Source organism: Burkholderia singularis (assembly GCF_001718875.1).
GTDB classification, from domain to species: Bacteria; Pseudomonadota; Gammaproteobacteria; order Burkholderiales; family Burkholderiaceae; genus Burkholderia; species Burkholderia singularis.
The window spans coordinates 818,976-843,421 of sequence record NZ_CP013449.1; the positions used below are offsets into that span (position 1 = coordinate 818,976).

Here is a 24,446-nt window from a genome sequence, read left to right on the forward strand (position 1 = left end):
GTCCATGAGCGCATCGAGGCGCTGGCCAGCGGGCAACGCGTGATTGGCGCCCGGCCGTCATGGGCTTCATCCTTCCGGTTGATACCGCGCGCCCCCGGTGTTCGTGCACCATGGCTTCGTGTCCCGCGGCCGCGCCAGCCGGCGTGCCGCTCGATCGGAGAAACGCATGGGAGCAGACCCGGTATTCATCCAGGTGGGCGAGCTGGCGGAAGGTTTCGCGCCCGATAGCCATATTCTCGAGCCGGCCGGCGATCTGGCCGGACGGACCATTGCGCTTACCGCGCAAGACGGCGCGGCTTGCGAATACGTCTTCGTCGACGCGTGCACGCTGCGCTGGCACGAGCGGCCTGGGGCGCGGCACGAGCGCGGCGCGCGCAACGGCAGCGTCGATGAGCACGGCGAAGGCGGAGCGCTCGCGTATCGCGCGACGCAATTGCGCCCCGGCGTCTATCTCGTCGATTATGTCGATCCGGCCCGCCGCGCAACCTCGACCAGCCTCGTGCTGGATTGGGCGCGCGGCGTGTGGACATCGGTCGAAGGCGTGCTGCCCGGCGAAGCGGATGTGCGTCTCGACGCGTTTTCCCGCGTCGCGCGCGGCCTGCCGCTAACGGGCGTCGCGGTGACGTTCCGCCACGGCACGATCGACGGCGCGTCCGTATCCGGCGAGCTGCATGCGCCAACGCGCGAGCTGATCGGCAAGCGCGTGATGTACCGCTACAGCCCGACCGAGTGCTACGAGCATATTTACCTGAACGACGGGTTCTATGCGTGGCATTGCATCGAAGGCGTCGAGCGCGGTCTCGCGGACGTCGACCGTTGCCACTACTTCAAGCTTGCCGATGCGCTGTATCTGTTCGTCTGGCGCGAAAAAATCGTGCCGACGCTCGGCGTCGTGCTGATCGATTTTGACCGGTGTAAGACAGACGGCAAGATCTTCGGCTACCGCGACGGCGATTTCGGCGCGTTGTCGAATTTTCCGGTCGGCGCGCATGCCCGGATGCTGAACGAAACCGTTTATCCGCTCGCGCGATGAGCCGTGCCGATTCGAGCCGCGCCGATTCGATGCGGGCAGTGCCGCTGCGCGGGGCGTTCGTCGCGGATTTCCGCGGTCGCGTGGTGCTGGTCACGGGCGGCGCGCAGGGCATCGGCGCGGCGATTGCCGGCGCATTCGCGGCGGCGGGCGCGACAGTGGCGATCGCCGATCTTCAAGCCGACGCGGCCGCCGCGTGCGCCGGCGGGCTTGCGTTGCGCGGGCTTGCCGACGGACAAACGGTGCGCGCCTATCGCGCCGATGCGGCGCAGCGCGACGAGTTGACCGGGCTCGTCGAGCGGATCGAGGCCGACAGCGGCAGGCTCGACGTGGTCGTGCACAATGCGGCGTATTTTCCGCTCACGCCGTTCGACGCGATCGGTCCCGACCTCCTTGCACGCACGCTCGCCGTCAATTTGTCGGCGCTGTTCTGGCTCACGCAGGCAGCGTTGCCCGCGTTCGAGCGGGCCGGGCAGGGGCGCGTGCTCGCGACGTCTTCGGTGACGGGGCCACGGGTCGCGTATCCGGGGCTTGCGCACTACGCGGCATCGAAGGCCGGCGTGAACGGTTTCATCCGTGCGGCGGCGCTGGAGCTGGCAAGCCGGAACGTGACCGTCAACGGTGTCGAGCCTGGGATGATCCGCACGCCGGCGGCGGCTAATCTCGGCGATGCGGTGCACGCCGCCCGTATTGCGCGGAGCATACCGCTCGGCCGTCTTGGCGAGCCCGACGACATCGCGGCCGCGATGCTGTTTCTCGCATCGGATTGTGCGGGTTATATCACCGGACAGACGATCGTGGTCGATGGCGGTGCGACGTTGCCTGAAACGGGGGCGGCGCCTGTGTAGCCTGCGTGGCCCGTGTCGTGCGATTGTCGCGGGCGATTGCCGGGCCAGCCGCTGCGGCAATGCCATGCGCTGCCTGTCATCCGCGCACGGTATTCGCGACGCGCGGCCTTATCCGTCGAGCGCCAGCGTGGGCACATCGACGATTGTCGCGCCGCCATCGACCACGATCGTCGCCCCGGTCATAAACGATGCATCGTCGGACGCGAGAAAGCCGCACACGGCCGCGATTTCGCCGGCATCGGCCGCGCGGCGCAGCGGAACGTCGGCGCTGACCCGCCGGTATGCATCGTCGAGCGTTTCGCCGTGGCGCCGCATCAGCGGCGCCATTTCGGCGTCGGCCATCGGCGTGCGGACCCAGCCTGGGCATACGGCGTTCACGCGAACGCCGGCTGGCCCGTAATCGCGTGCAAGCGAGCGCATCAGCCCGATCAGCGCGTGTTTCGCGGTGGTGTATCCGCATACGCCCGCGCCGGCCGCAAGCGATGCAATCGACGCAACGAACACGATCGAACCGCGCCGCGCGATCAAATCCGGCAAGCATGCGCGTGCGCTGACGAATGCGGTATCCAGATTGGCCGCAAGCGCGTCGCGCCATGCCGCGTCACCGGTTTCGCCGGCGCGGCCGAGCCCGTGTCCGCCCGCGCACGCGACCAACGTATCGATCGGACCGAAGCGGGCATGAATGTGTTCGATGTGGCCGGCCCATGCTTGTGCGTGCGCCGCATCGCCGGCCAGCGCGAGGCCGCCGGTTTGCGCCGCGATCGTGTCGAGCGGCGCTCGCCGGCGGCCGATCAACGCGACGCGCTCGCCGCGCGCAGCGAAGCGCAATGCGCATGCGGCACCGATTCCGGTTCCGGCCCCCGTCACGACGACCGTGCGCGGCGATGTATTTTCCATTCGAAGCTCTCCTGGCATAGGGCGATGTTTTCCGGTTCACGAACGAGTGTACGGCGCGGGCTTGGTGTCCGGCATCGACCGTTCGGCTGAATGGACGCGCGCGATTTGCCGATTTGCGCTCATCGCCGTGGCGATCGCGCGCCTAAGCTGTGCCGACGCACATCCGTCTGCGCCCGAGGTGTTTCGCGATGAATCCAGTTCCGGCCCGTCACGGTATCGACGCCGATTGCGCGTCGTATGCACGCGCGTTGCACGCCTGCGTAACCGCTCTGCAAACGCTCGCACGGCCGAGCGCGACGGTGTTCTACCGGATCGACACGAGCGGCGAGCCCGTCGACTTCGAGCTGTTCGGAATGACGGCCGCGATGCATCGCGCATACGTGAATCGCTACAGACCGCTCGATCCTCTGCATCCGTTGCGCTGCGCGGCGCAGCCGGGCGCGGTCGTCACCCTGGCATCGCAACTGCCGGACGAGCGGCGCGCCGCATCGGCGTACTGGACGGGTTTCTTGCACCGGTATCGCGTCGCCGATGTCGTCGAAGTGCTGCTGCGCGACGGCGGCACGCCGCTCGCCGCGTTTTCGCTGTTGCGTTTTGCAAGCGGCGGATGCTATTCGACCGGCGACATCGCGGCGCTGCACGCGCTCCAGCCGCTCGTCGAGACGGCGCTCGTGCCGCCATTGCGGGCCGTGCGCGGAATTCGCAGGATCGTGTCCGATACGAGGCTCACGCATCGCGAGGAGCAGATCGCGCGTCTCGTGCGCGCAGGCCGCTCGAACAAGGAGATCGCGCGCGATCTGGCGCTCGGCCAGCCGACGGTCAAGACACATTTGTTGCGCATGTTCCGCAAGCTCGGCGTGTCGAATCGAACCGAACTCGTTGGCGCGCTGTTTCTTTGATGGCCGCCCGCGCGGCTGGCTGGCGCGCCGCATCGCTCTGCCTCGGACATGGGCAGGCGCGGCTCGAATTTCCGGCCGAGGGCCGCCGGGCTGCCAATTTGCGCTAACCGATTGCAAACGGGCGCGGCTACAGTGATGCGAATCGTTCGCGTGATCGCTGCCGCGCGGGCACCCATTCCAAAATTGAGAGCCGCCTATGACCCAGACGAACATCGTCGCCGTGAGCGACGCGGTACGCGCCTTCACCGGGCGCGAATTCGGTCTTTTCATCGACGGCGTGATGCACGCCGCGCATTCGCCACGGCTGCTCGACGTCTATGATCCGTCGACGGGCGAGCGCCTCGCGCGCGTGCCCGACGCCGACGCGCGCGACGTCGACGCCGCCGTCGCCAGCGCGAAGCGCGCGTTCGACGCGCGGGTCTGGAGCGGACTGCGGCCAGCGGACCGGGAGCGCATCCTGCTGCGGCTCGCCGACGTGCTCGAAGCGCATGCGGAAGAACTCGCGCAGCTCGAGACGCTGAATCAAGGCAAATCGATTCTTGTGTCGCGCGGCGTCGAGGTCGGCGCGACGATCGAGTATGTCCGCTATATGGCGGGCTGGGCGACCAAGGTCACCGGCCAGACGTTCGACGTGTCGATCCCGTTTCCGCCCGGCGTGCGCTATACGGCGTACACGCGCAAGGAGCCGGTCGGCGTCGTCGCCGCGATCGTGCCGTGGAATTTCCCGCTGATGATCGCTGTCTGGAAGCTGGTGCCGGCGCTCGCGGCGGGCTGTACGGTGGTGCTGAAGCCTTCGCCGGAAACGCCGCTTACCGCGCTGCGGCTTGCCGAGCTGGCGCGCGAAGCGGGCGTGCCGGCGGGCGTGTTCAACGTCGTCACCGGAGGCCGCGAATGCGGGGCCGCACTCGCCGGCCATCCGTCGATCGGCAAGATTTCGTTTACCGGCTCGACGCCGACGGGCAAGCTGGTCGGCGCGGCCGCGGTGCAGAACATGACGCGGTTCTCGCTCGAGCTGGGCGGCAAGAATCCGGTCGTCATGCTGGAGGACGTGGATGTCTCGCAAGCGCTCGCCGGCGTCGCGGCCGGCGCGTTCTTCAATCAGGGTCAGGTGTGCGCGGCCGCATCCCGGATCTATGTGCATCGCAGCCGGTTCCGCCAGCTTGCCGACGGCCTGGCTGGCGTTGCCGCGTCGATGCGGCTCGGCCCGGGGCTCGATCCGGCCGCGCAGATCAATCCGCTCGTGTCCGCCCGGCATCGCGATAAGGTTCTCGCGCATTTGGAGCAAGCCCGCCGCGACGGCGTCACGTTTCTCGCGGGCGGCGATCCGGCCGGCGATCGGCCCGGCTATTTCGTGCGTCCGGCGGTGATTGCCGACGCGAAGCACGACAGCGCGATCGTGCGCGACGAAATATTCGGCCCGGTCGTCGTCGTGCTGCCGTTCGACGATCCCGCGCAAGCGGTGCGGCTTGCGAACGCGTCGCCTTACGGGCTGGCCGCAAGCTTGTGGAGCAACGATCTGAAGGCGGTGATGGATCTCGTGCCGCGCATCGAGGCGGGCACGGTCTGGGTCAACTGCCACGTGCCGCTCGATCCGGCGATGCCGTTCGGCGGTTACAAGCAATCCGGCATCGGCCGCGAATTCGGCCAATACGCGATCGAGGGCTTCACCGAAACCAAATCCGTCTGCATCGCGCATTGAACGCGCTGACAGCACGTTTTTCCGGAGCAATGCAATGAGCGACAACGATTCCCGTTTTTGGCACCCGATGCTGCACCCGAACGACATGACGCGCCGCGAGCCGATCCGCATCGTGCGCGGCGACGGCTGCTACGTATACGACGATCGCGGGCGTCAGCTCGTCGACGGCGTGGCCGGGTTATGGAACGTCAACGTCGGCCACAACCGCGCCGAAGTCAAGCAGGCGATCGTGCGCCAACTCGACGAACTCGAATACTTTCAATTGTTCGACGGCATCACGCATCCGCGCGCCGAGGAATTGTCGAAACGGCTGATCGACATGATGGAGCCCGAGGGCATGCGCCGCGTGCTGTACAGCTCGGGCGGCTCGGATTGCGTCGAGACCGCGCTCAAGATCGCGCGCCAGTACTGGAAAGTGCAGGGGCAGGCGGATCGCACGAAGTTCATCTCGTTGAAGCAGGGCTATCACGGCACGCATTTCGGCGGCGCGTCGGTGAACGGCAACACGGTGTTCCGGCGCAATTACGAGCCCAATCTGCCCGGCTGTTTTCATGTCGAGACGCCGTGGCTCTACCGTAATCCGTTTACGCAGGATCCCGAAGCGCTGGGCCGGATCTGCGCGGAGCTGCTCGAGCGCGAGATCGTGTTCCAGAGCCCGGACACGGTTGCCGCGTTCATTGCCGAGCCGATCCAGGGCGCGGGCGGCGTGATCGTGCCGCCCGCGAACTACTGGCCGCTCGTGCGCGAAGTCTGCGACCGTTACGGCGTGCTGCTGATTGCCGACGAGGTCGTGACGGGTTTCGGCCGCAGCGGCAGCCTGTTCGGCAGCCGCGGCTGGGGCGTGAAGCCGGACATCATGTGTCTTGCGAAGGGCATTTCGTCCGGCTACGTGCCGCTCGGCGCAACCGCGGTCAATGCGCGCATCGAGGACGCGTTCGCGGCAAATGCGGATTTCAGCGGCGCGATCATGCACGGCTACACGTATTCGGGGCATCCGGTCGCGTGCGCGGCGGCATTGGCGAGTCTCGATATCGTGCTGCGCGAGGATTTGCCCACGAACGCGGCGCGCCAGGGTGCGCATCTGCTCGACGCGCTGCAGCCGTTCGTCGAGCGTTTCGAAGCGGTTGGCGAGGTGCGCGGCAAGGGGCTGATGGTCGCGCTCGATCTCGTCGCCGACAAGACGACGCGTATACCGATCGATCCCGCGTCGGGCTACGCGAACGCGGTTGCCGAGGTCGCGCGCGAAAACGGCGTGCTCGTGCGGCCGGTCGGCACGAAGATCATTCTGTCGCCGCCGCTCGTGATTCAGCGCGAGCAGATCGAGCAGATCGTCGCGGGGCTGGCGGCCGGATTCGAGGCGACGCCGTTCAACGCGGGCTGAGTGCGCGCGAAGGGCGCATGACGCCTGCCCGGAGCCTCGTGGGCGCGGTTGCGGGCGTTTTGCCAATTTGCGCTACATCCGGGAATTTTGGTCTTCGTATTTTTTCGACATCGACGCAATCATCGATCAGGAGGCGCAGATGTCGGATTGGTCAGACAGTTCGGACACACCGGCCGTGCCCGCCGCGAAGCCGGCGGCGCAGCCCAAGCCGGCGGCGGGCTCAGTCGGTTTTCCGACGGCGCTTGCGAGCGCCGTCGGTCTCATCATGGCGAGTCCCGTGATCCTGACCGCGACGTCAGGCTTCGGCGCCGGCGGCTGGGTATTCGCCCTTGCGATGGCGATCGCGTTCGTGATGATGCAGGCGCAGGCGACGACCTTCTCCGAGGCGGCGGCGATGCTGCCGACGGCCGGCTCGGTATACGACTATCTGTCATGCGGGCTCGGCCGCTTCTGGGCGATCACCGGTACGATCTCCGCCTATTTTCTCGTTCACGTGTTTGCCGGCACCGCGGAGACGATCCTCAGCGGCGTGATGGCGCTCGTCAACTTCGAATCGCTGAACGCGGCATTCGAGCGGCACAACGGCGCGTGGCTCGTCGGCGTGGGGCTCGTCACGGTATTCGCGATCACCAACATCGTCGGCATTCAGGTGTTCAGCAAGCTCGAGGTCGTGCTGACGGCCGGTATGTGGCTGTCGCTGATGATCTTCGGCGTGCTGGGGCTCGTCGCCGCGCCCGCCGTGCATTTCGACGGCTGGTTCGGGCCGTCGTCGCTGGGCGTGTCGGCGCCGGCCGTGCTGTCGCTCGTCGGGATGGCGATGTTCATGTTCGTCGGCTGCGAATTCGTCACGCCGCTCGCGCCGGAAATGATGGCGCCGGGCAAGACAATTTCGCGCGCGATGGCGCTCGGGCTCGTGGGCGTCGCGGTATGCATGTTCGTCTACGGCGCGGCGATCAAGCGGCAGGTGCCGAACGTCGCGCTGAGCGCCGACGGCCTCACCCATCTGCTCGATACGCCCGGCGCGATTCCCGCATTCGCGCTGCAGGTGCTCGGGCCGCTCGGACGCATCTGGTTCGGCATTGCGTTCCTGTGTGCCGGCGCGGCGACGATCAATACGTTGATGGCGGGGCTGCCGCGCATCCTGTATGGGATGGCGCTCGACGGCGCGTTGCCCAAGTGCTTTGCCTATCTGCATCCGCGCTTCAAGACGCCCGTGGTCGGGATCGTCGTGGCGGCAGTCGTGCCGATCGCCCATGCGTGGCTGATCAGCGGCAATCCCGGCAGCATCCTGCATCTCGTGCTCGCCGCGACTTGCGCATGGGGCACCGCGTACCTGCTCGTCACGCTGTCGGTCGTGCTGCTGCGGATTCGCCGCCCGGACCTACCCAGACCATACCGGTCGCCGTGGTTTCCGCTGCCGCAAATCGTCTCGAGCATCGGCATCGTGCTTGCGATCGTGTACATCGCCCCGCCGGGGATGAGCGGTCGCGACATCTACATTCCGTTCGGCACGATGCTCGGGCTTACCGCCCTGTATGCATTGTTCTGGACGATCGTCGTGCAGCGCAAGCATCCGTTCAGGCCGGTGCCCGTCGAGGAGGCGCTGCACAACGGGCTGGCCCGATGAGCGGCTGCTCGATCTGACATACTGTGGCGCATGTCATGCACGGACGCCGCTGGCTGCCGTCGGGCTGCCGCGCCGCCGCGCGCATGCATTGGCCCGTGATGCGCGGTCCGGCTTGCCGTAGCGGAATTGTCTGGAGGCACTCATGTTGTTTCAGTCGCATTCGCTCGAAGACGTCCACGATCACGGGCTTGCCATTGCCGGCTGGCAGCAGATCTATCGGCAGATGACGCCCGGCCGCTTCAAGGGCACGGTCACGCAGGTCTTGTGCGACGATTTCCATTTCTTCCGCGAGACGACCAACCGGCGTGTCGCACAAACCGGCGTATCGCCGCACGGGCGGACTTCGCTGGCGATGCCGGTGCTCGCGCCGCTGGCAGGCACGTTCCAGCGACAGCACGTCGACGGCTATGCGCTTCTTGCGCTGCATCCCGGCGAGGACTTCGAATTCCATACGCCGGAGGGAATGCGGCTCGTGGGCATCAGCGCGACGCCCGATATGATCGGCGAGCTATGCGAAGTCGAGTTCGGTACGCGTGGAGGCCGGATGCCGCGGCACGTGACGCGTCTCGCGCACGAACGGGGTATCGCGCTCGGTGCGCGGTTGTCGTCGTATATCGACGACGCGCAGCGCAATCCCGAAGGGCTCGGGTACGATGCCACCCGCGAGATGTTCCGCGACGCGCTGCTCGGCGTGTTTCTCGATGCGCTCGCCGACGTGGCTCACGAAGCGCGGCGCGATATCACGCATGCAACCTATAGCGATATCGTCCGGCGCAGCGAGCGCTATTTGCGGCAGCGGCCCGAACAGCCGGTAACGGTGCTCGAGCTGTGCCGCGCATTGCGTTGCAGCCGGCGCACGCTGCAGACGAGCTTTCAGCGGGTTGCCGACGTGACGCCCGTTACCTATTTGCGCACGATCCGCCTGAACGCCGTGCATCGGCTGCTGCGCATGACTAGCGCTGACGAACTATGCGTCGGCGAGGCGGCTGCGCGCTGGGGCTTCACGCATCTTGGTTATTTCGCGCGAGCGTATCGCAGGCTGTTTGGCGAATTGCCGTCGCAGACGCAGCGTTTGTCGTGAGCGTTGAAGGGCGCGCTTTGTCGCGTGCGGCGTGGTTGACCGCGGCTGCTGGATTCGTCAAGCCAAATCCGCGCATGGGAGACGGCCCGCATGAGCGGCCGCGCGTGAGCATTCCGCCAGGCGGTTGGCATTTCGGGCAATGCTAACGAAAGACAGGCGCAGTGGCGGATACGGTCGCCTCGAGCGCAGCGAGAGTGACTACGTGAATACTTGCCAGGGTTTTCCCTGCTTTGACCGGTCGCTGGCCGCAGGGCAGGGCAAGCGGGGCGCATGAGGTTCTGAAACAGTCGGGTTTGACGCGGCCGGGTAATTGATAGAAGGGCTGACTCTAGCCATCAAATATTTTTTGCCCAGAGTCTCGCTCGGATATGGCCGCTGTCTTTTCGACGCCGGCGCATCCTCGGTGCGCATCGCTCGCCCGCGATACCGTCGAACCGAATGCGGCTCATGCGTTTACCGCGCGGCCGCCTAGCTGCGTTTGCGGATAATTCAACCGCGCGAAAGCCGATGGCCGGGAAGCGGCGCGCTTTCATCGACCGAGCGTCGGCGCAAACGGCAGCCTATCGAAGCGGCCCGCGCGCTCCAGGGCGGTGACAGGCGCAAATCGCGGCCGAAGGCGGCCGTGAATGCGCTGGCGCCCGGTTTCCTCAGCGTGCCGCGATGGCGATCGCCGCACCGGCCATTGCAGCCGCGCTTGCGCGGTTGGCCGCCTTGATCGCGCGACGGCTCGTCAATAGCTTGCGCGCACGGGTGGCAAGCAGCGCCCATCCGAAATCGACGGTGATCAGCACGGCGAGCAGCGTCAGCGTCAACTCGAACCACGCGACAACGCCGACGTGCGATACGTCGACCATCGTCGGCAGCAGCGCGACATAGAACACCATGATTTTCGGGTTGCCCATCGTGATCGCAAAGCCGGTCAAAAACATGCGCAACGGCGAGCTTGTGGCCGGCAGCGCGTCTGCGGGCGTGTCTGCCGGCGCGAACCACATCTTCCACGCAAGAAACAGCAGATAAGCGATGCCGGCGAATTTCAGCACAAGAAATCCCAGTGCGAACCCATGCGCGAGCGCCACAAGCCCGGCGACGGCGCAGGTGAGCCAGATGACCTCGCCAAGCCACATTGCTGCGAGAAACGGCAGGATGTCGCGCAATCCGTTGGTCAGCACGCGCGCGACCAGCGCGGCGATGCTGGGGCCGGGCGAGCCTGCCGCGACCAATAACGCGGCGGCGAAGATAGCAAGGCTGGACAATGGCACGTCGAATTCTCCCGTTGCGTCGTGCGACGATATTCCGAGGCGGAAAGTCGATTATATTGACGCCGATGCGAAGCCCCTCGTTCTATTTCAGTTCTCGCCCGTGACCGGATACGATCTCGAAGCCCTCTCGATACCGCCCCGAACCAGCCCCTCAATCCTGATCCGCGCCGCGCGCGCCGACGAGGCGTCGACGATGGCCGACCTCGAATCCGCCGCCGCGCAACGTTTCAACGACATCGGCATGCCGCACGTCGCGTCGAGCCCGCCGACCGATCTTGCCGATTTACGTGCACGGATCAGCGAGGGCCGCGCGCTTGTCGCGCTGGACGGCGGGCGGATTGCCGGCTTCGCGATCTATCGGATGCTCGATGCCGCGCGCCTTTATCTGGAGGAACTGGACGTGGCGCCCGAGCACGCCGGCCGGCGGATCGGCGTTGCATTGATCGACGCCGTCGTGGCGCGTGCCCGGGAGGCCGGCGCGGGGCAGGTGGTGTTGTCGACGTTCAGGCACGTGCCGTGGAATGCGCCGTACTACCGGCGTCTCGGCTTCGTCGATCTCGACGGCCACACGCTCGACGCCACGCTTGTCGCGGTGCGCGCGGCGCACGTCGCGCATGGGCTCGACGAATCGCAGCGCGTGTTCATGAGCCGCGCGCTCGGCGACGGGCGGCGTTAGGCGGCGTCGTCCGGCGGCCGGCGCGTGTCTATCTAGAAAGAAAATAGACAGAGAGGGCGCATCGGCTCAACCGCGCGCGGGCTGGCATCACGCAGCGCCTTCAAGCACGGGGTAGTCGGTATAGCCCGTTTCGCCGTCAGTATAGAAGGTCGCGGCGACCGGCCGGTTGAGCGGCGCATTCAATTCGAAGCGGCGCGGCAGGTCCGGATTCGCGATGAACAGCGTGCCCCACGCGACCGCGTCGGCGCGTCCGGTTGCGAGCGCCGCCTGTGCGCTGTCGAGCGTGAATCGCTCGTTTGCAATGAACGGGCCGCCGAACGCCTCCTTCAATTGCGGGCCGAGCGAATCGTCGCCGGCCGATTCGCGCGCGAACAGAAAAGCCATCCCGCGCCGGCCAAGTTCGCGGGCGACGTAGCCGAACGTCGCGGCAGGGTTCGAATCGCCCATCGTATGGGCGTCGCCGCGCGGCGCGAGATGCACGCCCACGCGTCCCGCGCCCCAGACGTCGATCGCCGCATCGACCACTTCGAGCAGAAGCCGCGCGCGGTTCTCGATCGGGCCGCCATATGCGTCGGTGCGTCGGTTCGAGCTGTCCTGAAGAAACTGGTCGAGCAGGTAGCCGTTCGCGCCATGCACTTCGACGCCGTCAAAGCCTGCCGCACGCGCATTCTCCGCGCCGCGCCGAAATGCTGCGACGACCTCGGGAATCTCGGCAAGCTCGAGCGGACGCGGCGTCGTATAGGCCCGCTGCGGGCGAACCAGGCTGACGTGGCCTTCCGGCGCCAGCGCGCTCGGCGCGACGGGTAACGCACCGTCGAGGAAAATCGGGTCCGATACGCGGCCCACATGCCAAAGCTGCAGGAAAATGCGGCCGCCCGCGTCGTGCACGGCGTCGGTGACGAGCCGCCAGCCAGCGACTTGCTCGGGCGACCAGATGCCGGGCGTATTCGCGTAACCGACGCCTTGTGGCGTGACCGACGTCGCCTCGCTAATGATGAGCCCTGCCGATGCGCGCTCCGCGTAGTAGCGGGCCATCAGAGCGTTGGGAATGCGCGCGGCGCTTGCGCGGGCACGCGTGAGCGGAGCCATGATGATGCGATTCGGCAGCGTGAGGTCGCCGATGGTCAGCGGGTCGAACAGGGTGGGCATGGCAGGGGCCTCGAGTATGCAGTGGGGAGAATGGGTACAGCCGATTCCCGAAGCTTAGACCGGCGCAATGCCGGAGAGCCAACAACACTGCATCGAATAGGGATGTTTGATAGAAATTCTCGATGGGCGATGACGGAAAGTCCGATGTCCGGTGGCATTTCTCCGCACACAAGCTTTCGGTTGATCGACGATGTGAGTGTAAAATACGGTAAAAATTGCCGGTCACGGCATTGTCAGGCGTTTTCATGCAGATGGAATTGTTGTTTCTATGCAACCGTCAAGACGCTGACACAAAGTAATGGCCGAAGTGACCCCACCAAAAAAGCGCCGTCAATAACCCAAAAAGTTTATATAAAACAAAAGCTTATAAGGAACGGGCATTTCTATTATTTCTAGTTCTGGAAAAGCTTATTTCGCCACGTGTGAATGGTGACCCTAGGGTGCACCCCTAAACTCTCGGTTCCAGAACGGGCAACCATCCGGGCGCGGCCATGTGGATGTTTCACAAAGCCGACGTGGCGCTTCCGGGCGGTTGTGGACCGTTTAACAAACGAGGCCGCAAGGTCTGACCTTTTTTGTAAAGGGAGCTTCACGCATGAAAAAGACTCTGATTGTTGCAGCAGTCGCTGCATCGTTCGCTACTGTCGCACACGCTCAAAGCAGCGTCACGCTGTACGGTGTGCTCGACGCGGGCGTCACGTACCAAAGCAACGTCGCTACGCCGTCGGGCAGCGGCAAGTCGCTGTGGTCGGTTGGCAGCGGCATCGACCAAAGCCGCTTCGGCCTGCGTGGTTCGGAAGACCTCGGCGGTGGCCTGAAGGCGATCTTCACGTTGGAGAGCGGCTTCAACATCGGTAACGGCAAGTTCCAGAACAACGGTGGCATGTTCAACCGTCAAGCGTTCGTCGGCCTGTCGAGCAACTACGGCACGGTCACGCTGGGTCGCCAGTTCGATTCGACGTATGACTACCTGGCTCCGCTGTCGGCAACGGGCACCTGGGGCGGCACGTATTTCGCGCACCCGCTCAACAACGACAACCTGAACACGAACGGCGGCTACGCTTCGAACAACACGATCAAGTTCACGAGCGCGAACTACGCCGGCCTGCAATTCGGCGGTACGTACTCGTTCTCGAACAGCTCGCAGTTCGCGAACAACCGTGCGTATAGCGGCGGTTTCTCGTATCAGTACCAAGGCCTGCGTATCGGCGGTTCGTATTCGCAAGCGAACAACGCTGGTCAGCCGGCTAACGGCGGTAACAGCGTGATCGGCGCAATCGACAACTCGGCTTACGCCGTGCAAGGTCGTTCGCGCGTCTACGGTGCTGGCGCGAGCTACGCTTACGGCCCGCTGCAAGGCGGCCTGCTCTGGACGCAATCGCGTCTCGACAACCGTGCAAACGGCGCTGGTACGCTGCGTGCCGACAACTACGAAGCGAACCTGAAGTACAACCTGACGCCGGCTCTGGGTCTGGGTGCTGCTTACACGTACACGAACGCGAAGCTGAACGGCGACAGCGCTCACTGGAACCAGTTCGGTCTGCAAGCCGACTACGCGCTGTCGAAGCGCACCGACGTGTACGCACAAGCTGTGTACCAGCGTGCGTCGAAGAACGCTGGCGGCGCATCGATCTGGAATGGCGATCCGACGACGCCGGCAAGCACGTCGATCAACCAAACCGCAGCGACGGTTGGTCTGCGTCACCGCTTCTAAGCGTGACGGCTGGCTTGTCCAGTCTCGAAAAGGCGCCTTCGGGCGCCTTTTTTTCTGCATGATGCGCATGCAAGCAAGCGCGGAGCAAAAGCAAAAAAGCGAGGATGCCGGCAGGCAATCCTCGCTTTTTCGTTGGCTGGCGATCGTCGGTCAGTGCGCGTAATCGCCGCTCGCTTCCGGCTGGTACAGAATTTCGTTGATCGTCAGTACTGCGGTGCCGCCGTCGGGCGACACGACTGTCACGTGCTCGCCCCGGCGCGCGCCGAGCAGCGCGATGCCGACCGGCGAAAATACGTTCAAATGGCCTTGGGCGAAGTCAGCCGCGTCCGGATAAACGATCGTCCAGGTCATCTGCTGGCCGGATGTCTTATCGATCAAGCTGACTTGCGAATTCATCGTGACAACATTGGCGCGAATTCTCGGCGATTCGACGATATCCGCGCGCTCGAGCAGCGTGTCGAGCATCGCCTGATAGTGCGGATTGCGTTCCGCATGCCTTTCCAGGCGTGCGACGTCGAGTTCGGTGAGCTGGTAAATGCGTTTTTTCATGACCGTCTCCGGGTAGGCGATAAGGGAAAGGCGACGAGGCCAACCTGTGTGCGGAATCGCCCGGAGCCTGGCTGACGCGGCTCCGGCGGAGGGATGACGTCAGATCAGGCGCCGGGCGTCGGCGAGCGGCGCGGCAAGCATGCTTCGAAGAAGCGGGAGCGTTGCGCTGGCGGCCATGATCGCGCGCACGCCGCATGGGCTGCGTGTTGCGACGGTGGAGGTGGCCTGCGGGCGCATGATCGGGAGAATAAGGCGGCGGAAAACGTAACTTTACAAATATACAACAAAGCGGCAGAGCAGGCAGCTATGGCTTGGCTTTCGCATACATCCGACTATTGTTGCCGATACGATGCTTTTTGCTTTTTGTTGACTGACCAAGGCCTGCGATTTTTTTCAACATTGCAACAGTGTATGTTCGAACTAGGTATTTTCCCTTGATGGCTTGCTGACTAGACTGAAATCAATCGCCTCGGACACGACGAATGAGTTCGGAGCGACGCTACTAAAACATTTCGGAGGTCAGCACCATGAAATCGTTTGTCCACGCAGCCATAGCCGTTTCCATTCTCGCCGCACCGCTCGCTTCTTTCGCGCAAGCCGATCAGCAACCGCTGACTCGCGAGCAGGTGCGCTCGGAATTGGTCCAACTCGAGCAAAACGGTTACAAGCCCGAAGTCAGTGATCCGCAATACCCGGCAAACGTCCAGGCGGCGACGCGCCGCGCGCAGCCGGCGCAGCAAACGCTCACGCACGCCGACACGAGCGGCTACGGCGTGCAGCCGGTTGGCATGGCCGAATCCGGCCGCCGCGCGGCGAAGCCGGCTTCGCCCGTCAATTCGATCTACTTTGGCCATTGAGCGCGGCGCGTGCGGCCACCCCGGACGCGTGCCGTTGGTGTGCCGCGCGCAAAGAACGATTCGATCAGCGGCGGGCCGCGCAGGTTGCGCGAGGCCCGCGATGCAGGAGGCGAACACCTCCGTCGCCGCGTCCCGGCGGCTTTGCCCAAACGTGAAGCGTTTGGGCATTTTTTGACGACAGCGGGGCCGCGCTTATTGCAAATGCGAAGCCGCGTGCGGCGTGCCGTGGATGTAATGCTCGAGCTGATTGATCGTGAATTGCTGGTCGGCGATCACACTTTTCACGAGATCCCCGATCGATATGAAGCCCATGAGATGGCCGTCGTCGAGAACCGGCAGATGGCGAATCCGATGTTCCGTCATCAGCGCCATGCATTCGTCGCTCGTTTGCGACGGTTCGACATAGCGCACCCTCGACGTCATGATTTCCTCGACGCGCGTTGCTTTGGACGACCGGTCCAGAAGAACGACCTTGCGTGCATAGTCCCGCTCCGTCACGATGCCGACGATCTTCGCGCCTTCCATCACGAGCAGCGCGCCGATGCCTTTTTCCGCCATCAGCTTGATTGCGTCATAGACGGAATCGGATCTTTTGACCGAATGAATCGTGCGGCCGGAATCGGGCTTGGATTTGAGAATCTGTGCGACGGTGATGCTCATACGCGGTCTCCGTTGGCTGGGCGATGCACAGAATGCGGCGCTGGCTTGGCACCGAGGAAGAATTCAGTATAGGCCTGCTCGGCGGCTGGCAGGACATTCTGTTGTTAGATTAGCGGTAAACTTTATTCACCCGCTATCCAGTACATTCCTTAATTTCTTTATTCGATGCATTCCAAGATGTCTTCGTGTCCCTTTTCGACGCAGCCGGACGACGGCGCCGCCTCCGAGTGCGTGACGCTTGTCGCAACCGCGATGCTCCCGACCCGCTACGGCACGTTTACGTCCTACGCGTTTCGTGTTGCCGGCAGCGAGGCCGAGCATCTGGCGTTGGTGGCAGGCGACGTCACCGGGCAATCGCCGGTGCTGACGCGGCTCCATTCCGAATGCCTGACGGGCGACGTATTCGGGTCATACCGGTGCGACTGCGGCGAGCAGCTTGATCTTGCATTGCGCTATATCGCGGCTGAGGGGCGCGGCGTGTTGTTGTACCTGCGCGGGCACGAAGGGCGTGGAATTGGTTTGAGCAACAAGATTCGCGCGTATGCGCTGCAGGAGCAGGGGCGGGATACCGTCGAGGCGAATCTCGACCTCGGCTTGCCGGACGACGCGCGCGAGTACGATTCCGCAGCCGCGATCCTGCGCATTTTGAAGGTCACGTCAGTCCGGCTGATGAGCAACAATCCGAAGAAATTCGACACCCTCGCGGCACACGGCATCCCGGTGTGCGAACGCGTCGCGCTCGCGGTGCCGGTGCGCGAGGAAAACGAGCGTTATATCCGCACCAAGCAGCTCAAATTCGGTCACTATTACTTCGACGAAAACGAATAGCCCGACGGGCGGTGCGGCTTGCGCATGCCGAAGCGCTGTTCGGCGATCGGCAGATCGAAGCGGCGCCGGACTTCGGCGGTGATCCAGTCGCACGTGCGCCGCGCGCAGTCCGTGAGCGTTTGGCGGTCGGCATGGCCGTCGATGTCATAGACGAAGCGCACGTCCACCTCGTCGCCGGTCTGCCGATGTTCGAGCTCATTCAGATGCAGGCCGGGCGAGTGGCCCTGCGCGAGCGCGCGCAACTCGTCGAAGTGATATTCGAGCCAGTCGACGAAAAAGCGCGCGTCGCCGCGATCCGCGAGACGGAAGGCCGCGCTGCGTGTCGGGCGGGCATCGGCGGGCGTGGCTGAGGCCGGGGATGCTCCACGTGACGCGGCATCGCTCGGCGCGGCCTGCGCCGCGCCATCCTGCTGGGCGAGCATGCCGGCATCCCGGCAATGTGCGTGCAATGCGTGCCAGAGCAACGCGTCGCCGTTCGTGGTCGAGGGCTGCATCGTCAGATCGTGCGTGCCGTCATCGCGTGGCGTGCTCTGGCGTACTATCAGCCGCAGCGTGCAAAGCGGCACCTCGTCCAGATAGAGCGTCGCCGAGCGCGGCACGCCGAAGACAGGTGGCATCGTGCCGTGCGCGCGGAAGACAAGCCCATGCCGGCCAAGCCGCACGAGCGGTAGACGGCTGGCAAACGGCGGGTAGGCGATGGTGATGTGCGTGGTCGCGCCGTCGTCGAGTGTGGGCAGCATCGTGCGAAAGACCGATGAGTGGTCCACGATATGTCGTTCTCCTTAAATAGGCGGGTAACCAACTGGACGGGTACGGTGCGTGCCAGCCGGTGGGCTCAGGCCATTTCGGCCTGCTGCGTGGTAAGTAGTGGCGCCAGCGTGGGAGCGAGGTCGAGCGCGGCGAGCGTCTGGCTGTCCAGATCGATCCAGCACGCGACGACCATCCGTCCGTCGATCCGCTGCGCGGGGCCGGCCCGGTGAGCGTGAACGCCGATGCGGCGGAACAGCCGCTCCATGCTCAGAAACGTCACGCCGATGAGCTGCTTTGCGCCGAGCCGGACGGCGCATTCCACGACGGCCGCCAACATCGGCCGTACCATCCAGCTTGAATTGCCTGCGCCGGACGGATCGTCGCCATTCGCCGCGAAGCGCGACAATTCCCAAACGGCGGCGGACTGCGGCATCGGAAGATCGTCGGCGACCAGGTTCGGGAACAGTTCTTTCAGCAGATAGGGGCGTGTGGTCGGCAACAGCCGCGCACAGCCGCAGATGGCGCCGGCGTCGTCGCGGGCAATCACGTAGACGGTATCGTCCCGGTCGTACTGATCGCGCTCGAAGCCTTCGCCGGCCGACGGCAGTTTCCAGCCGAGCTGTTCGACGAAAACGCGGTGCCGATAAATGCCTAGATCATTCGCCAGACTGTTGGGCAGATGCCCGTCGCCATGAACGAAAGTTTGCATGCTGTCGTCCTCGTTGCGTGTGCTTTGGATTGGGCGCATTACATCGCGCGCTCCGAGGACAGGTAACTGTTAACCCTAACAGGGTCGGGACAGCGGGGAAGGAATATGGGGACGGGGACTTTGGGGTGATTCGCCGGCGAAAAATTGATAAATCGCTTGCCAATCCACTATGTTCGAGGAATATTGGACAATATGGGTTGCGTAGCAGCCGGGCTGGTCATTGCAGCGTTTGCCCCGCGTGAGGCCAGAAGCCTTCGCGGTGGCCGTAGTCGTGTATTGCCGAGGCGACCACGGTTTGCCAATTGAGTTGGGCGAGCCGGCGTGAAAGCTCGGCGGCCGTGAACGCCATGCCGATGTCCAGGCCGTTTTGGTCGATGCCCATGACGTTGCTGCGGACGTCGCCCCATGCAATGACGAACGCGTGGGTGGCTCCGTCGATGTACCAATCCCAGCCGAACGTCAGATGCGGGGCGCCGGCGGATGGTGGGCGCTCCCATTCGGTGTAGCCGGCGACGCGGGCGTCGATCGCACTCGTGCGCAACTCGGCGAGCAATTCGGAATCGAGTCCGGACGATACATGGACGAGTTCGAGCCCGGCGAGCGCCTGTATGGGCAAACGGACGTAGCCGTCAGTGGATGGGCCGCGAAAGCGGTGGAGCAAAGGTGAATTCATGCCGCAATGTATCAGCCGGCGCGCGTGCTGAAACCTAGCAAGTATGACAGCGTGAAATAGCCGGAGATCATATGGAACTGCGTTGGCAGGATGCCTATCTTCAACTCAGCGCTGCGAAGAACGAGCAGGAGCTCTTTCAGCAGATCGCCGCGTATTCGATGCGACTCGGCTTTGAATATTGTTGCTACGGCATACGCGTGCCGCTGCCGATCTCGAAGCCCGCCGTTGCGATCTTCGACACCTATCCGGATGGCTGGATGGAGCGCTATCAAGAGATGAATTATCTCGAGGTCGACTCGACCGTGCGCGACGGCGCGCTCAGCCCGAACATGATCATTTGGCCCGACGCGGACGCTTCGGACGGGACGTCGCTCTGGAGCGACGCGCGCGAGCACGGGCTCGCGGTCGGCGTTGCGCAATCGAGTTGGGCGCCGCGTGGTGTGTTCGGTCTCCTGACGATTTCGCGGCACGCGGACCGTCTCACGCAAGCGGAGATCAATCAGCTCACGCTGCAAACGAACTGGCTGGCCAATATGTCGCATTCACTGATGAGCCGTTTTCTGGTGCCCAAGCTCGCGCCCGAGGCGTGCGTTACGCTGACGCAGCGCGAACGCGAGGTGCTCTGCTGGACGGGCGAAGGCAAGACGGCGTGCGAGATCGGCCAGATCCTGAGCATCTCCGAGCGCACCGTGAACTTTCACGTGAACAATATTCTCGATAAGCTCGGCGCGACGAACAAGGTGCAAGCGGTCGTCAAGGCGATCTCGATGGGATTGATGGACGCGCCTTGAGGGCTGGAGCGCGGGCGTGCAATCGCGGCCGGGGCATGCCGCCATAACGCGCGCCGAACCGCGTCGGCCGCCGCTGCGGCGCCGGATCGAAGCGCGAGCGCTCATGCGGCGCAGCCCGCATGAATGTTCCGCGCGGCCCGTTTGCCGCGGCAGATCGTTCTCGCCGGATCACTCCATCAATGGTTCGGCTTCCTTAGCAGTCCAGCTCACGCTCGAAATGCTTTTTTCCATGCTCATCCGGCTTGCGATCTGTTCGAGCCTCGGCTGATCCTTCGGATGCAGCTTGAGGGTGGCCGTCACTTTGATGCGCTCGGGCGCATTCGGCTCCTGCGGCGCGTCCTCGCTCGTCAGACTCTGGAACGACAGCGGCTTCGCGTACATCGAGTTCGACAACAGCGTGCGCACGTGCACTTCGTCGGCTGCCAGGCAGATCACGACGATCTGGTATTCGCGCACGAGGTCGGCATTCGATACGGGCGTCGCGTTGATCGCGTGGCTCACGCCGCGCAGCAGCGTGTTCGTGGCGAGCACGACGCCGGTGCCGGCGAGCGCGGGCAGATAGTGGCCCGCGCCCGACAGCACGCCGACCGCGGCCGAGCACCAGAGCGTGGCCGCGGTGTTGATGCCTTGGATCGAGCCCTTGTCGCGCATGATGACGCCGCCGCCGAGAAAGCCGACGCCGGATACGACATACGCGGCGATTTGCGTGACGCCGGCAATGCCGTTGCCCGTGAGCACGCCGAGCGTGACGAACAGGCATGCGCCGCTGGCGACGAGCGTGATCGTCCGCAGCCCGGCCGTGCGCTGGCGTATCTGCCGTTCGAGGCCGATCGCGACGCCGCATGCGAAGGCGGTGAAAAGACGAAGTGCGAATTCGAGAGTCATTGGTGTTCTGCCATGCTGAATGCGCCGCGCGCGATGCGTGCGGGCAGCCCTCGCGGGGTCGCGCATATCGCGGACGCCGCACGCGACTTTAGCGTGCGAACGAGTGCGGTTGTGTGAAACGGAGATCGCCCGCGTTCCGTTGAACGCGAGCGGCGGCAGACCAATGCGGCGGGCTGGGCGTTCAGGCGAAACGGCGTGCGGACTTTCTTCTTATGCTGCTACTGTCCACGACGGTTCCTGACAAAAATGGATGGCCGGGATTCTAGGGGGGACTCGTCGTGTGCGTCAACCCGAGCGACGCGGTGATCTAACCTGCTTCCGCCTCAGGACGCACGAGACGCACACGTGTGATTTCCGACGGCGCGCCGAACCGCTTGGGCGGCCCCCAGTATCCGGTGCCCCGGCTCGTATAAACCCACAAGCCGTTCAGGCGCGCGAGCCCGGCGGTAAACGGCTGCTGCAGTCTGACGAACAGATTCCACGGGAAAAACTGGCCGCCGTGTGTGTGGCCGGACAATTGCAGCGTGAAGCCCGCGTCGGCAGCCGCACTTGCGCTGCGCGGCTGGTGCGCGAGCAGCACGCGGATTCGCACGTCGACCGGGGCGCCCGCAAGCGCCGCATCCGGATCGCTGCGATGCGCGGGGTCGAAGTGGCCTGCCGAGTAGTCGGTGACGCCCGCGATCACGAGCTGGCCTTCGCCGTGCTCCAGCGTGCGATGCTCGTTGAGCAGTACGTTCAGGCCGAGCCGGCGGAACTCGGCGATCCATTCGTCGGCGCCCGAGTAGTACTCGTGGTTGCCCGTCACGACGTAGGCGCCGTGACGCGCGCGCAGCTCGCCGAGCGGCGCGGCATGGCCGGCGAGCTGCGCGAGCGGGCCGTCGACGATGTCGCCCGTCACCGCGACGAGGTCGGGCTCGAGCCGGTTGACCGCGCTGACGATCGCCTCGACATAGCCGCGCTTGATCGTCGGGCCGACGTGAATGTCGCTGATCTGGACGATCGTGAAGCCGTCGAGGGCGGCGGGCAGATCGCCGATCGGCACGTCGACGTCGACGACGCGCGCGCGGCGCCGCGCATTGAAGAAGCCGACGATGCTGACCGCGAGCGCGGCAAGCGGCACGCCGACGGCCGTCAGCGTGCGCCAGTGCGCGAGCGATACCGTGCGGGGCGCGAGCGCGTCGATGCTCAGCAACGACGCGAGCAGCACGTCGCGCGCGAGCGTCAGCACGAACAGCGACGAGAAAAAGCCCATCGCGATCAATCCGACCCATGCGACGCGATCGCCGAGCGGCTGGCGCTCGAAGACGCGCGACAGCATGCCGAGCGGAATCAGCACACACGATGCGACGAGCCATGACGCGCCTGCATAGCGTGCGACGGGTGAATCGAGGTCGGGCAGGAGCCGCAGGCCGACGTAGACGTGCAGCAGCACGCCGATGGCAATGAAGCGCAGCAGAAACGAGGAGAAGCGTCGCATGGGCGAGGGGGGAAAGGCGGAGAAGGTGGGTGGCGCGCGCGCCACCCGCGATGGCGTCACGTCATGCGATGCGTGCGATTTCGTCGAACGACAGGCGCGGATTGCGTGGGAACAGCCCGGCGGGGTCACCGTAGCCGAGATTGATCAGAAAGTTCGACTTGATCGACGTGCCCGCGAAAAACGCGGCGTCGACAGCGGACTGATCGAAGCCGGACATCGGGCCTGCATCGAGGCCGAGCGCGCGCGCTGCGACGATCAGGTACGCGCCTTGCAGCGATGCGTTGCGAAATGCGGTGGCTTCGATCAGCGCGTCGTTGCCGGCGAACCAGCTGCGCGCGTCGGCTTGCGGAAAGAGTTTCGGCAACTGATCGTGGAACGCGAGATCCATGCCGACGATCACCGTGACGGGCGCGCTCATCGTCTTCGCGACATTGCCTTCGGATAGCGCGGGCTTGAGCTTGGCCTTCGCTTGCGGCGATTTGACGAACACGAAGCGCGCCGGGCTCGCGTTTGCCGACGTCGGCCCGAGCTTGGCGAGATCGATCAGTTCGTGGAGCAATGCGTCGTCCACGGGCTTGTCGAGCCAGGCGTTGTGCGTGCGCGCGGTGCGAAAGATCAGGTCGAGGGCGGAATCGGGGAGTCGTGCCATGATGAACGTCCAAGTGAGCGTGCGAACGGCGGAGCGTGGACGAGTGCGTCGGCGTCGCGTTCGCGCGGCTAGAATTTCGGTGAAACGGCGGCGCGCCTGATGGAGCGAAGCGAGCGCCATGCCGCGATGATAGCCGGATGCGGAGATTTTGACCGACGATGCTCGATTTGTTCGACGATTTGCCCCAACCCGATGTCGACTGGTATCCGGACTGGCTCGCGCCGGCCGAGGCCGGGCAGCTGCGTGCGCGCATCGTCGACGAGGTTGCGTGGCGGCAAGACGTGATGCGCACTCCGCGCGGCCCGTTGCCGCTGCCGCGGCTGACGGCGTGGCAGGCGGAGCCGGACGCGGTGTACGTGTATTCGGGCATCCGCAACGTTCCGGCACCGTGGACGCCTGCCGTGTTCGAACTCAAGCGCCGGGTCGAGGCGGCGTGCCGCGCGCGATTCAACAGCGTGCTGCTGAATCGCTATCGCAACGGTTTCGACAGTATGGGCTGGCACGCCGATGATGAGCCCGAACTCGGCCCGCAGCCGGTGATCGCTTCCGTGAGCTTGGGCGCCGCACGCGTGTTCGATTTGCGGCACAACAGCACTGGCGCGGCGCACGCGTATCGGCTGACCGACGGCAGCCTGCTGGTGATGCGCGGCCGCACGCAACAGGAGTGGCGGCATCGGGTGCCCAAGGCGCCGGCGGTGCTGGGCGAGCGGATTAATCTGACGTTTCGCTGGGTGACGGCGCGGCCCGAGGTGGTGCGCTCGCGTGCGCACGGCTGATGCGGGCGGCTTGATCGGAGGGCGTGACGCGCCGGGCCCGCGTCGCCGAGCGGCAGTGGCTGCCGGCGCGCGGCGTCGAAACCGCATGGCCATCGCGTTGTGATTCGATTTCTTTCCGCCTACTGCCGCCGGGCTTGCTTTTCTCGCCGCTTGCCGTCGACGGCGCGGCCCGCAAGCCGGTAATCGCCGGGCCGTTCGTGTCGTGCGTGCAAGCGGGGCATCACGCGACGTGTGTCTATGTCGTCGCGGCATTTTGCTCGCTCGCGCTTGGCCTGATGGCGTCGGATTTCATCGGCTCATCCGTTTCCCGCCCGCGCATTATCCGGCCAGCATTCGCGCAGCCGGCTGCGTGTGGCTGACGATTGCGCCATTCGTCGCACCCATCACGATGTCGCGTGCGATCGCGCCGTCCGCTAATGGGCTGACACTGCATTTCGTTGGCTTCAAAACGAAAGAAAAGGCCGATGCTCGAAAAACTGCAGACATGACGCGCCCGCCGCTCTTAAGCGGATATTGAAATCGCAGACCCACTGCCCGGGATTTTCCCGGGCAGTTTGTTTTTGTGCGTTGGCAAAAAAACAC

25 protein-coding genes and 1 pseudogene are annotated in these 24,446 nt (G+C 64.8%); 15 read left to right on the forward strand and 11 right to left on the reverse strand.

What is annotated here, in order from left to right; translation table 11 throughout:
* Window positions 1-166: 166 nt before the first annotated feature.
* Both AQ611_RS19495 and AQ611_RS19500 read left to right on the forward strand, forming a co-directional pair.
* Window positions 167-1,033 (forward strand): molybdenum cofactor biosynthesis F family protein, encoded by an 867-nt coding sequence (locus tag AQ611_RS19495; RefSeq protein ID WP_069235736.1) that lies wholly within the window; start codon window positions 167-169, stop codon window positions 1,031-1,033.
* Between the two features lie 29 nt (window positions 1,034-1,062).
* Window positions 1,063-1,878 carry an SDR family oxidoreductase gene (locus AQ611_RS19500; RefSeq protein WP_069236406.1) on the forward strand — a complete coding sequence of 272 codons (816 nt, stop codon included), beginning with the start codon at window positions 1,063-1,065 and terminating at the stop codon, window positions 1,876-1,878.
* Between the two features lie 108 nt (window positions 1,879-1,986).
* Here the strand turns inward: AQ611_RS19500 and AQ611_RS19505 are convergent, their stop codons facing one another.
* Complete coding sequence (locus tag AQ611_RS19505; RefSeq protein WP_069235737.1) at window positions 1,987-2,775, reverse strand: SDR family NAD(P)-dependent oxidoreductase; 789 nt, start codon at window positions 2,773-2,775, stop codon at window positions 1,987-1,989.
* Between the two features lie 188 nt (window positions 2,776-2,963).
* Between AQ611_RS19505 and AQ611_RS19510 the strand changes: the two genes are divergently transcribed.
* From AQ611_RS19510 to AQ611_RS19530, 5 genes are all read left to right on the forward strand, one after another.
* Window positions 2,964-3,674, forward strand: a complete 711-nt coding sequence (locus AQ611_RS19510) for a response regulator transcription factor (protein WP_069235738.1) — start codon at window positions 2,964-2,966, stop codon at window positions 3,672-3,674.
* A gap of 196 nt (window positions 3,675-3,870) precedes the next feature.
* Complete coding sequence (locus AQ611_RS19515; RefSeq protein WP_069235739.1) at window positions 3,871-5,373, forward strand: aldehyde dehydrogenase family protein; 1,503 nt, start codon at window positions 3,871-3,873, stop codon at window positions 5,371-5,373.
* A 34-nt stretch (window positions 5,374-5,407) separates the two neighbouring features.
* Window positions 5,408-6,754, forward strand: a complete 1,347-nt coding sequence (locus AQ611_RS19520; RefSeq protein ID WP_069235740.1) for an aspartate aminotransferase family protein — start codon at window positions 5,408-5,410, stop codon at window positions 6,752-6,754.
* Between the two features lie 139 nt (window positions 6,755-6,893).
* Window positions 6,894-8,381 (forward strand): APC family permease, encoded by a 1,488-nt coding sequence (locus tag AQ611_RS19525; RefSeq protein ID WP_069236407.1) that lies wholly within the window; start codon window positions 6,894-6,896, stop codon window positions 8,379-8,381.
* A gap of 142 nt (window positions 8,382-8,523) precedes the next feature.
* On the forward strand, window positions 8,524-9,462 hold the full coding sequence (locus AQ611_RS19530) for a helix-turn-helix domain-containing protein (RefSeq protein ID WP_069235741.1): 939 nt from the start codon (window positions 8,524-8,526) through the stop codon (window positions 9,460-9,462).
* Window positions 9,463-10,109: 647 nt separating this feature from the next.
* On the opposite strand, the gene AQ611_RS19535 is transcribed toward AQ611_RS19530, so the two are convergent.
* Window positions 10,110-10,721 (reverse strand): LysE family translocator, encoded by a 612-nt coding sequence (locus AQ611_RS19535; protein ID WP_069235742.1) that lies wholly within the window; start codon window positions 10,719-10,721, stop codon window positions 10,110-10,112.
* A gap of 193 nt (window positions 10,722-10,914) precedes the next feature.
* On the opposite strand from AQ611_RS19535, the gene AQ611_RS19540 reads away from it, so the two are divergent.
* Window positions 10,915-11,397: a GNAT family N-acetyltransferase gene (locus AQ611_RS19540; protein WP_069235743.1), complete on the forward strand. Its 483-nt coding sequence runs from the start codon at window positions 10,915-10,917 to the stop codon at window positions 11,395-11,397.
* Between the two features lie 87 nt (window positions 11,398-11,484).
* Here the strand turns inward: AQ611_RS19540 and AQ611_RS19545 are convergent, their stop codons facing one another.
* Window positions 11,485-12,546 (reverse strand): alkene reductase, encoded by a 1,062-nt coding sequence (locus AQ611_RS19545; RefSeq protein WP_069235744.1) that lies wholly within the window; start codon window positions 12,544-12,546, stop codon window positions 11,485-11,487.
* 595 nt (window positions 12,547-13,141) lie between these two features.
* Here AQ611_RS19545 and AQ611_RS19550 point away from each other — a divergent pair.
* Complete coding sequence (locus tag AQ611_RS19550; RefSeq protein WP_059514492.1) at window positions 13,142-14,260, forward strand: porin; 1,119 nt, start codon at window positions 13,142-13,144, stop codon at window positions 14,258-14,260.
* 150 nt (window positions 14,261-14,410) lie between these two features.
* On the opposite strand, the gene AQ611_RS19555 is transcribed toward AQ611_RS19550, so the two are convergent.
* Window positions 14,411-14,809, reverse strand: a complete 399-nt coding sequence (locus AQ611_RS19555; protein WP_069235745.1) for a GreA/GreB family elongation factor — start codon at window positions 14,807-14,809, stop codon at window positions 14,411-14,413.
* A 93-nt stretch (window positions 14,810-14,902) separates the two neighbouring features.
* On the opposite strand from AQ611_RS19555, the gene AQ611_RS25765 reads away from it, so the two are divergent.
* Window positions 14,903-15,247, forward strand: coding sequence for a hypothetical protein (locus AQ611_RS25765; RefSeq protein WP_156789232.1), 345 nt, complete (start codon window positions 14,903-14,905; stop codon window positions 15,245-15,247).
* A gap of 89 nt (window positions 15,248-15,336) precedes the next feature.
* Window positions 15,337-15,666 (forward strand): DUF4148 domain-containing protein, encoded by a 330-nt coding sequence (locus tag AQ611_RS19560; RefSeq protein ID WP_059514488.1) that lies wholly within the window; start codon window positions 15,337-15,339, stop codon window positions 15,664-15,666.
* A 192-nt stretch (window positions 15,667-15,858) separates the two neighbouring features.
* Here the strand turns inward: AQ611_RS19560 and AQ611_RS19565 are convergent, their stop codons facing one another.
* Entirely contained in the window at window positions 15,859-16,326 is a 468-nt protein-coding gene (locus AQ611_RS19565) for a CBS domain-containing protein (RefSeq protein WP_059514486.1), read from the reverse strand.
* 165 nt (window positions 16,327-16,491) lie between these two features.
* Here AQ611_RS19565 and ribA point away from each other — a divergent pair, with 165 nt between their 5' ends.
* Window positions 16,492-17,154: a GTP cyclohydrolase II gene (ribA, locus tag AQ611_RS19570; RefSeq protein ID WP_173678661.1), complete on the forward strand. Its 663-nt coding sequence runs from the start codon at window positions 16,492-16,494 to the stop codon at window positions 17,152-17,154.
* On the opposite strand, the pseudogene AQ611_RS19575 reads toward ribA, so the two are convergent.
* The 3 genes and pseudogenes from AQ611_RS19575 to AQ611_RS19585 all read right to left on the reverse strand — a co-directional run bounded on the left by AQ611_RS19575 (window position 17,117) and on the right by AQ611_RS19585 (window position 19,286).
* A pseudogene (locus AQ611_RS19575) lies at window positions 17,117-17,894 on the reverse strand (hydroxymethylglutaryl-coenzyme A reductase). The gene ribA and the pseudogene AQ611_RS19575 overlap by 38 nt on opposite strands.
* 95 nt (window positions 17,895-17,989) lie before the next feature.
* Window positions 17,990-18,613 (reverse strand): acyl-homoserine-lactone synthase, encoded by a 624-nt coding sequence (locus AQ611_RS19580; RefSeq protein WP_059514482.1) that lies wholly within the window; start codon window positions 18,611-18,613, stop codon window positions 17,990-17,992.
* A 217-nt stretch (window positions 18,614-18,830) separates the two neighbouring features.
* Entirely contained in the window at window positions 18,831-19,286 is a 456-nt protein-coding gene (locus tag AQ611_RS19585) for a DUF4902 domain-containing protein (protein WP_069235747.1), read from the reverse strand.
* Between the two features lie 71 nt (window positions 19,287-19,357).
* On the opposite strand from AQ611_RS19585, the gene AQ611_RS19590 reads away from it, so the two are divergent.
* Window positions 19,358-20,077, forward strand: coding sequence for an autoinducer binding domain-containing protein (locus tag AQ611_RS19590; RefSeq protein ID WP_059514478.1), 720 nt, complete (start codon window positions 19,358-19,360; stop codon window positions 20,075-20,077).
* A 168-nt stretch (window positions 20,078-20,245) separates the two neighbouring features.
* On the opposite strand, the gene AQ611_RS19595 is transcribed toward AQ611_RS19590, so the two are convergent.
* The 3 genes from AQ611_RS19595 to AQ611_RS19605 form a co-directional block, all read right to left on the reverse strand.
* A complete protein-coding gene (locus AQ611_RS19595) occupies window positions 20,246-20,962 on the reverse strand; it encodes an MgtC/SapB family protein (RefSeq protein ID WP_059514476.1) in 717 nt (238 codons plus the stop codon).
* Window positions 20,963-21,269: 307 nt separating this feature from the next.
* Window positions 21,270-22,439 carry a metallophosphoesterase gene (locus tag AQ611_RS19600; protein WP_069235748.1) on the reverse strand — a complete coding sequence of 390 codons (1,170 nt, stop codon included), beginning with the start codon at window positions 22,437-22,439 and terminating at the stop codon, window positions 21,270-21,272.
* 61 nt (window positions 22,440-22,500) lie between these two features.
* Complete coding sequence (locus tag AQ611_RS19605) at window positions 22,501-23,088, reverse strand: malonic semialdehyde reductase (RefSeq protein WP_059514472.1); 588 nt, start codon at window positions 23,086-23,088, stop codon at window positions 22,501-22,503.
* Between the two features lie 158 nt (window positions 23,089-23,246).
* On the opposite strand from AQ611_RS19605, the gene AQ611_RS19610 reads away from it, so the two are divergent.
* Both AQ611_RS19610 and AQ611_RS26785 read left to right on the forward strand, forming a co-directional pair.
* On the forward strand, window positions 23,247-23,864 hold the full coding sequence (locus AQ611_RS19610) for an alpha-ketoglutarate-dependent dioxygenase AlkB family protein (protein ID WP_069235749.1): 618 nt from the start codon (window positions 23,247-23,249) through the stop codon (window positions 23,862-23,864).
* A gap of 23 nt (window positions 23,865-23,887) precedes the next feature.
* Entirely contained in the window at window positions 23,888-24,223 is a 336-nt protein-coding gene (locus tag AQ611_RS26785; protein ID WP_069235750.1) for a hypothetical protein, read from the forward strand.
* Window positions 24,224-24,446 lie beyond the last annotated feature (223 nt).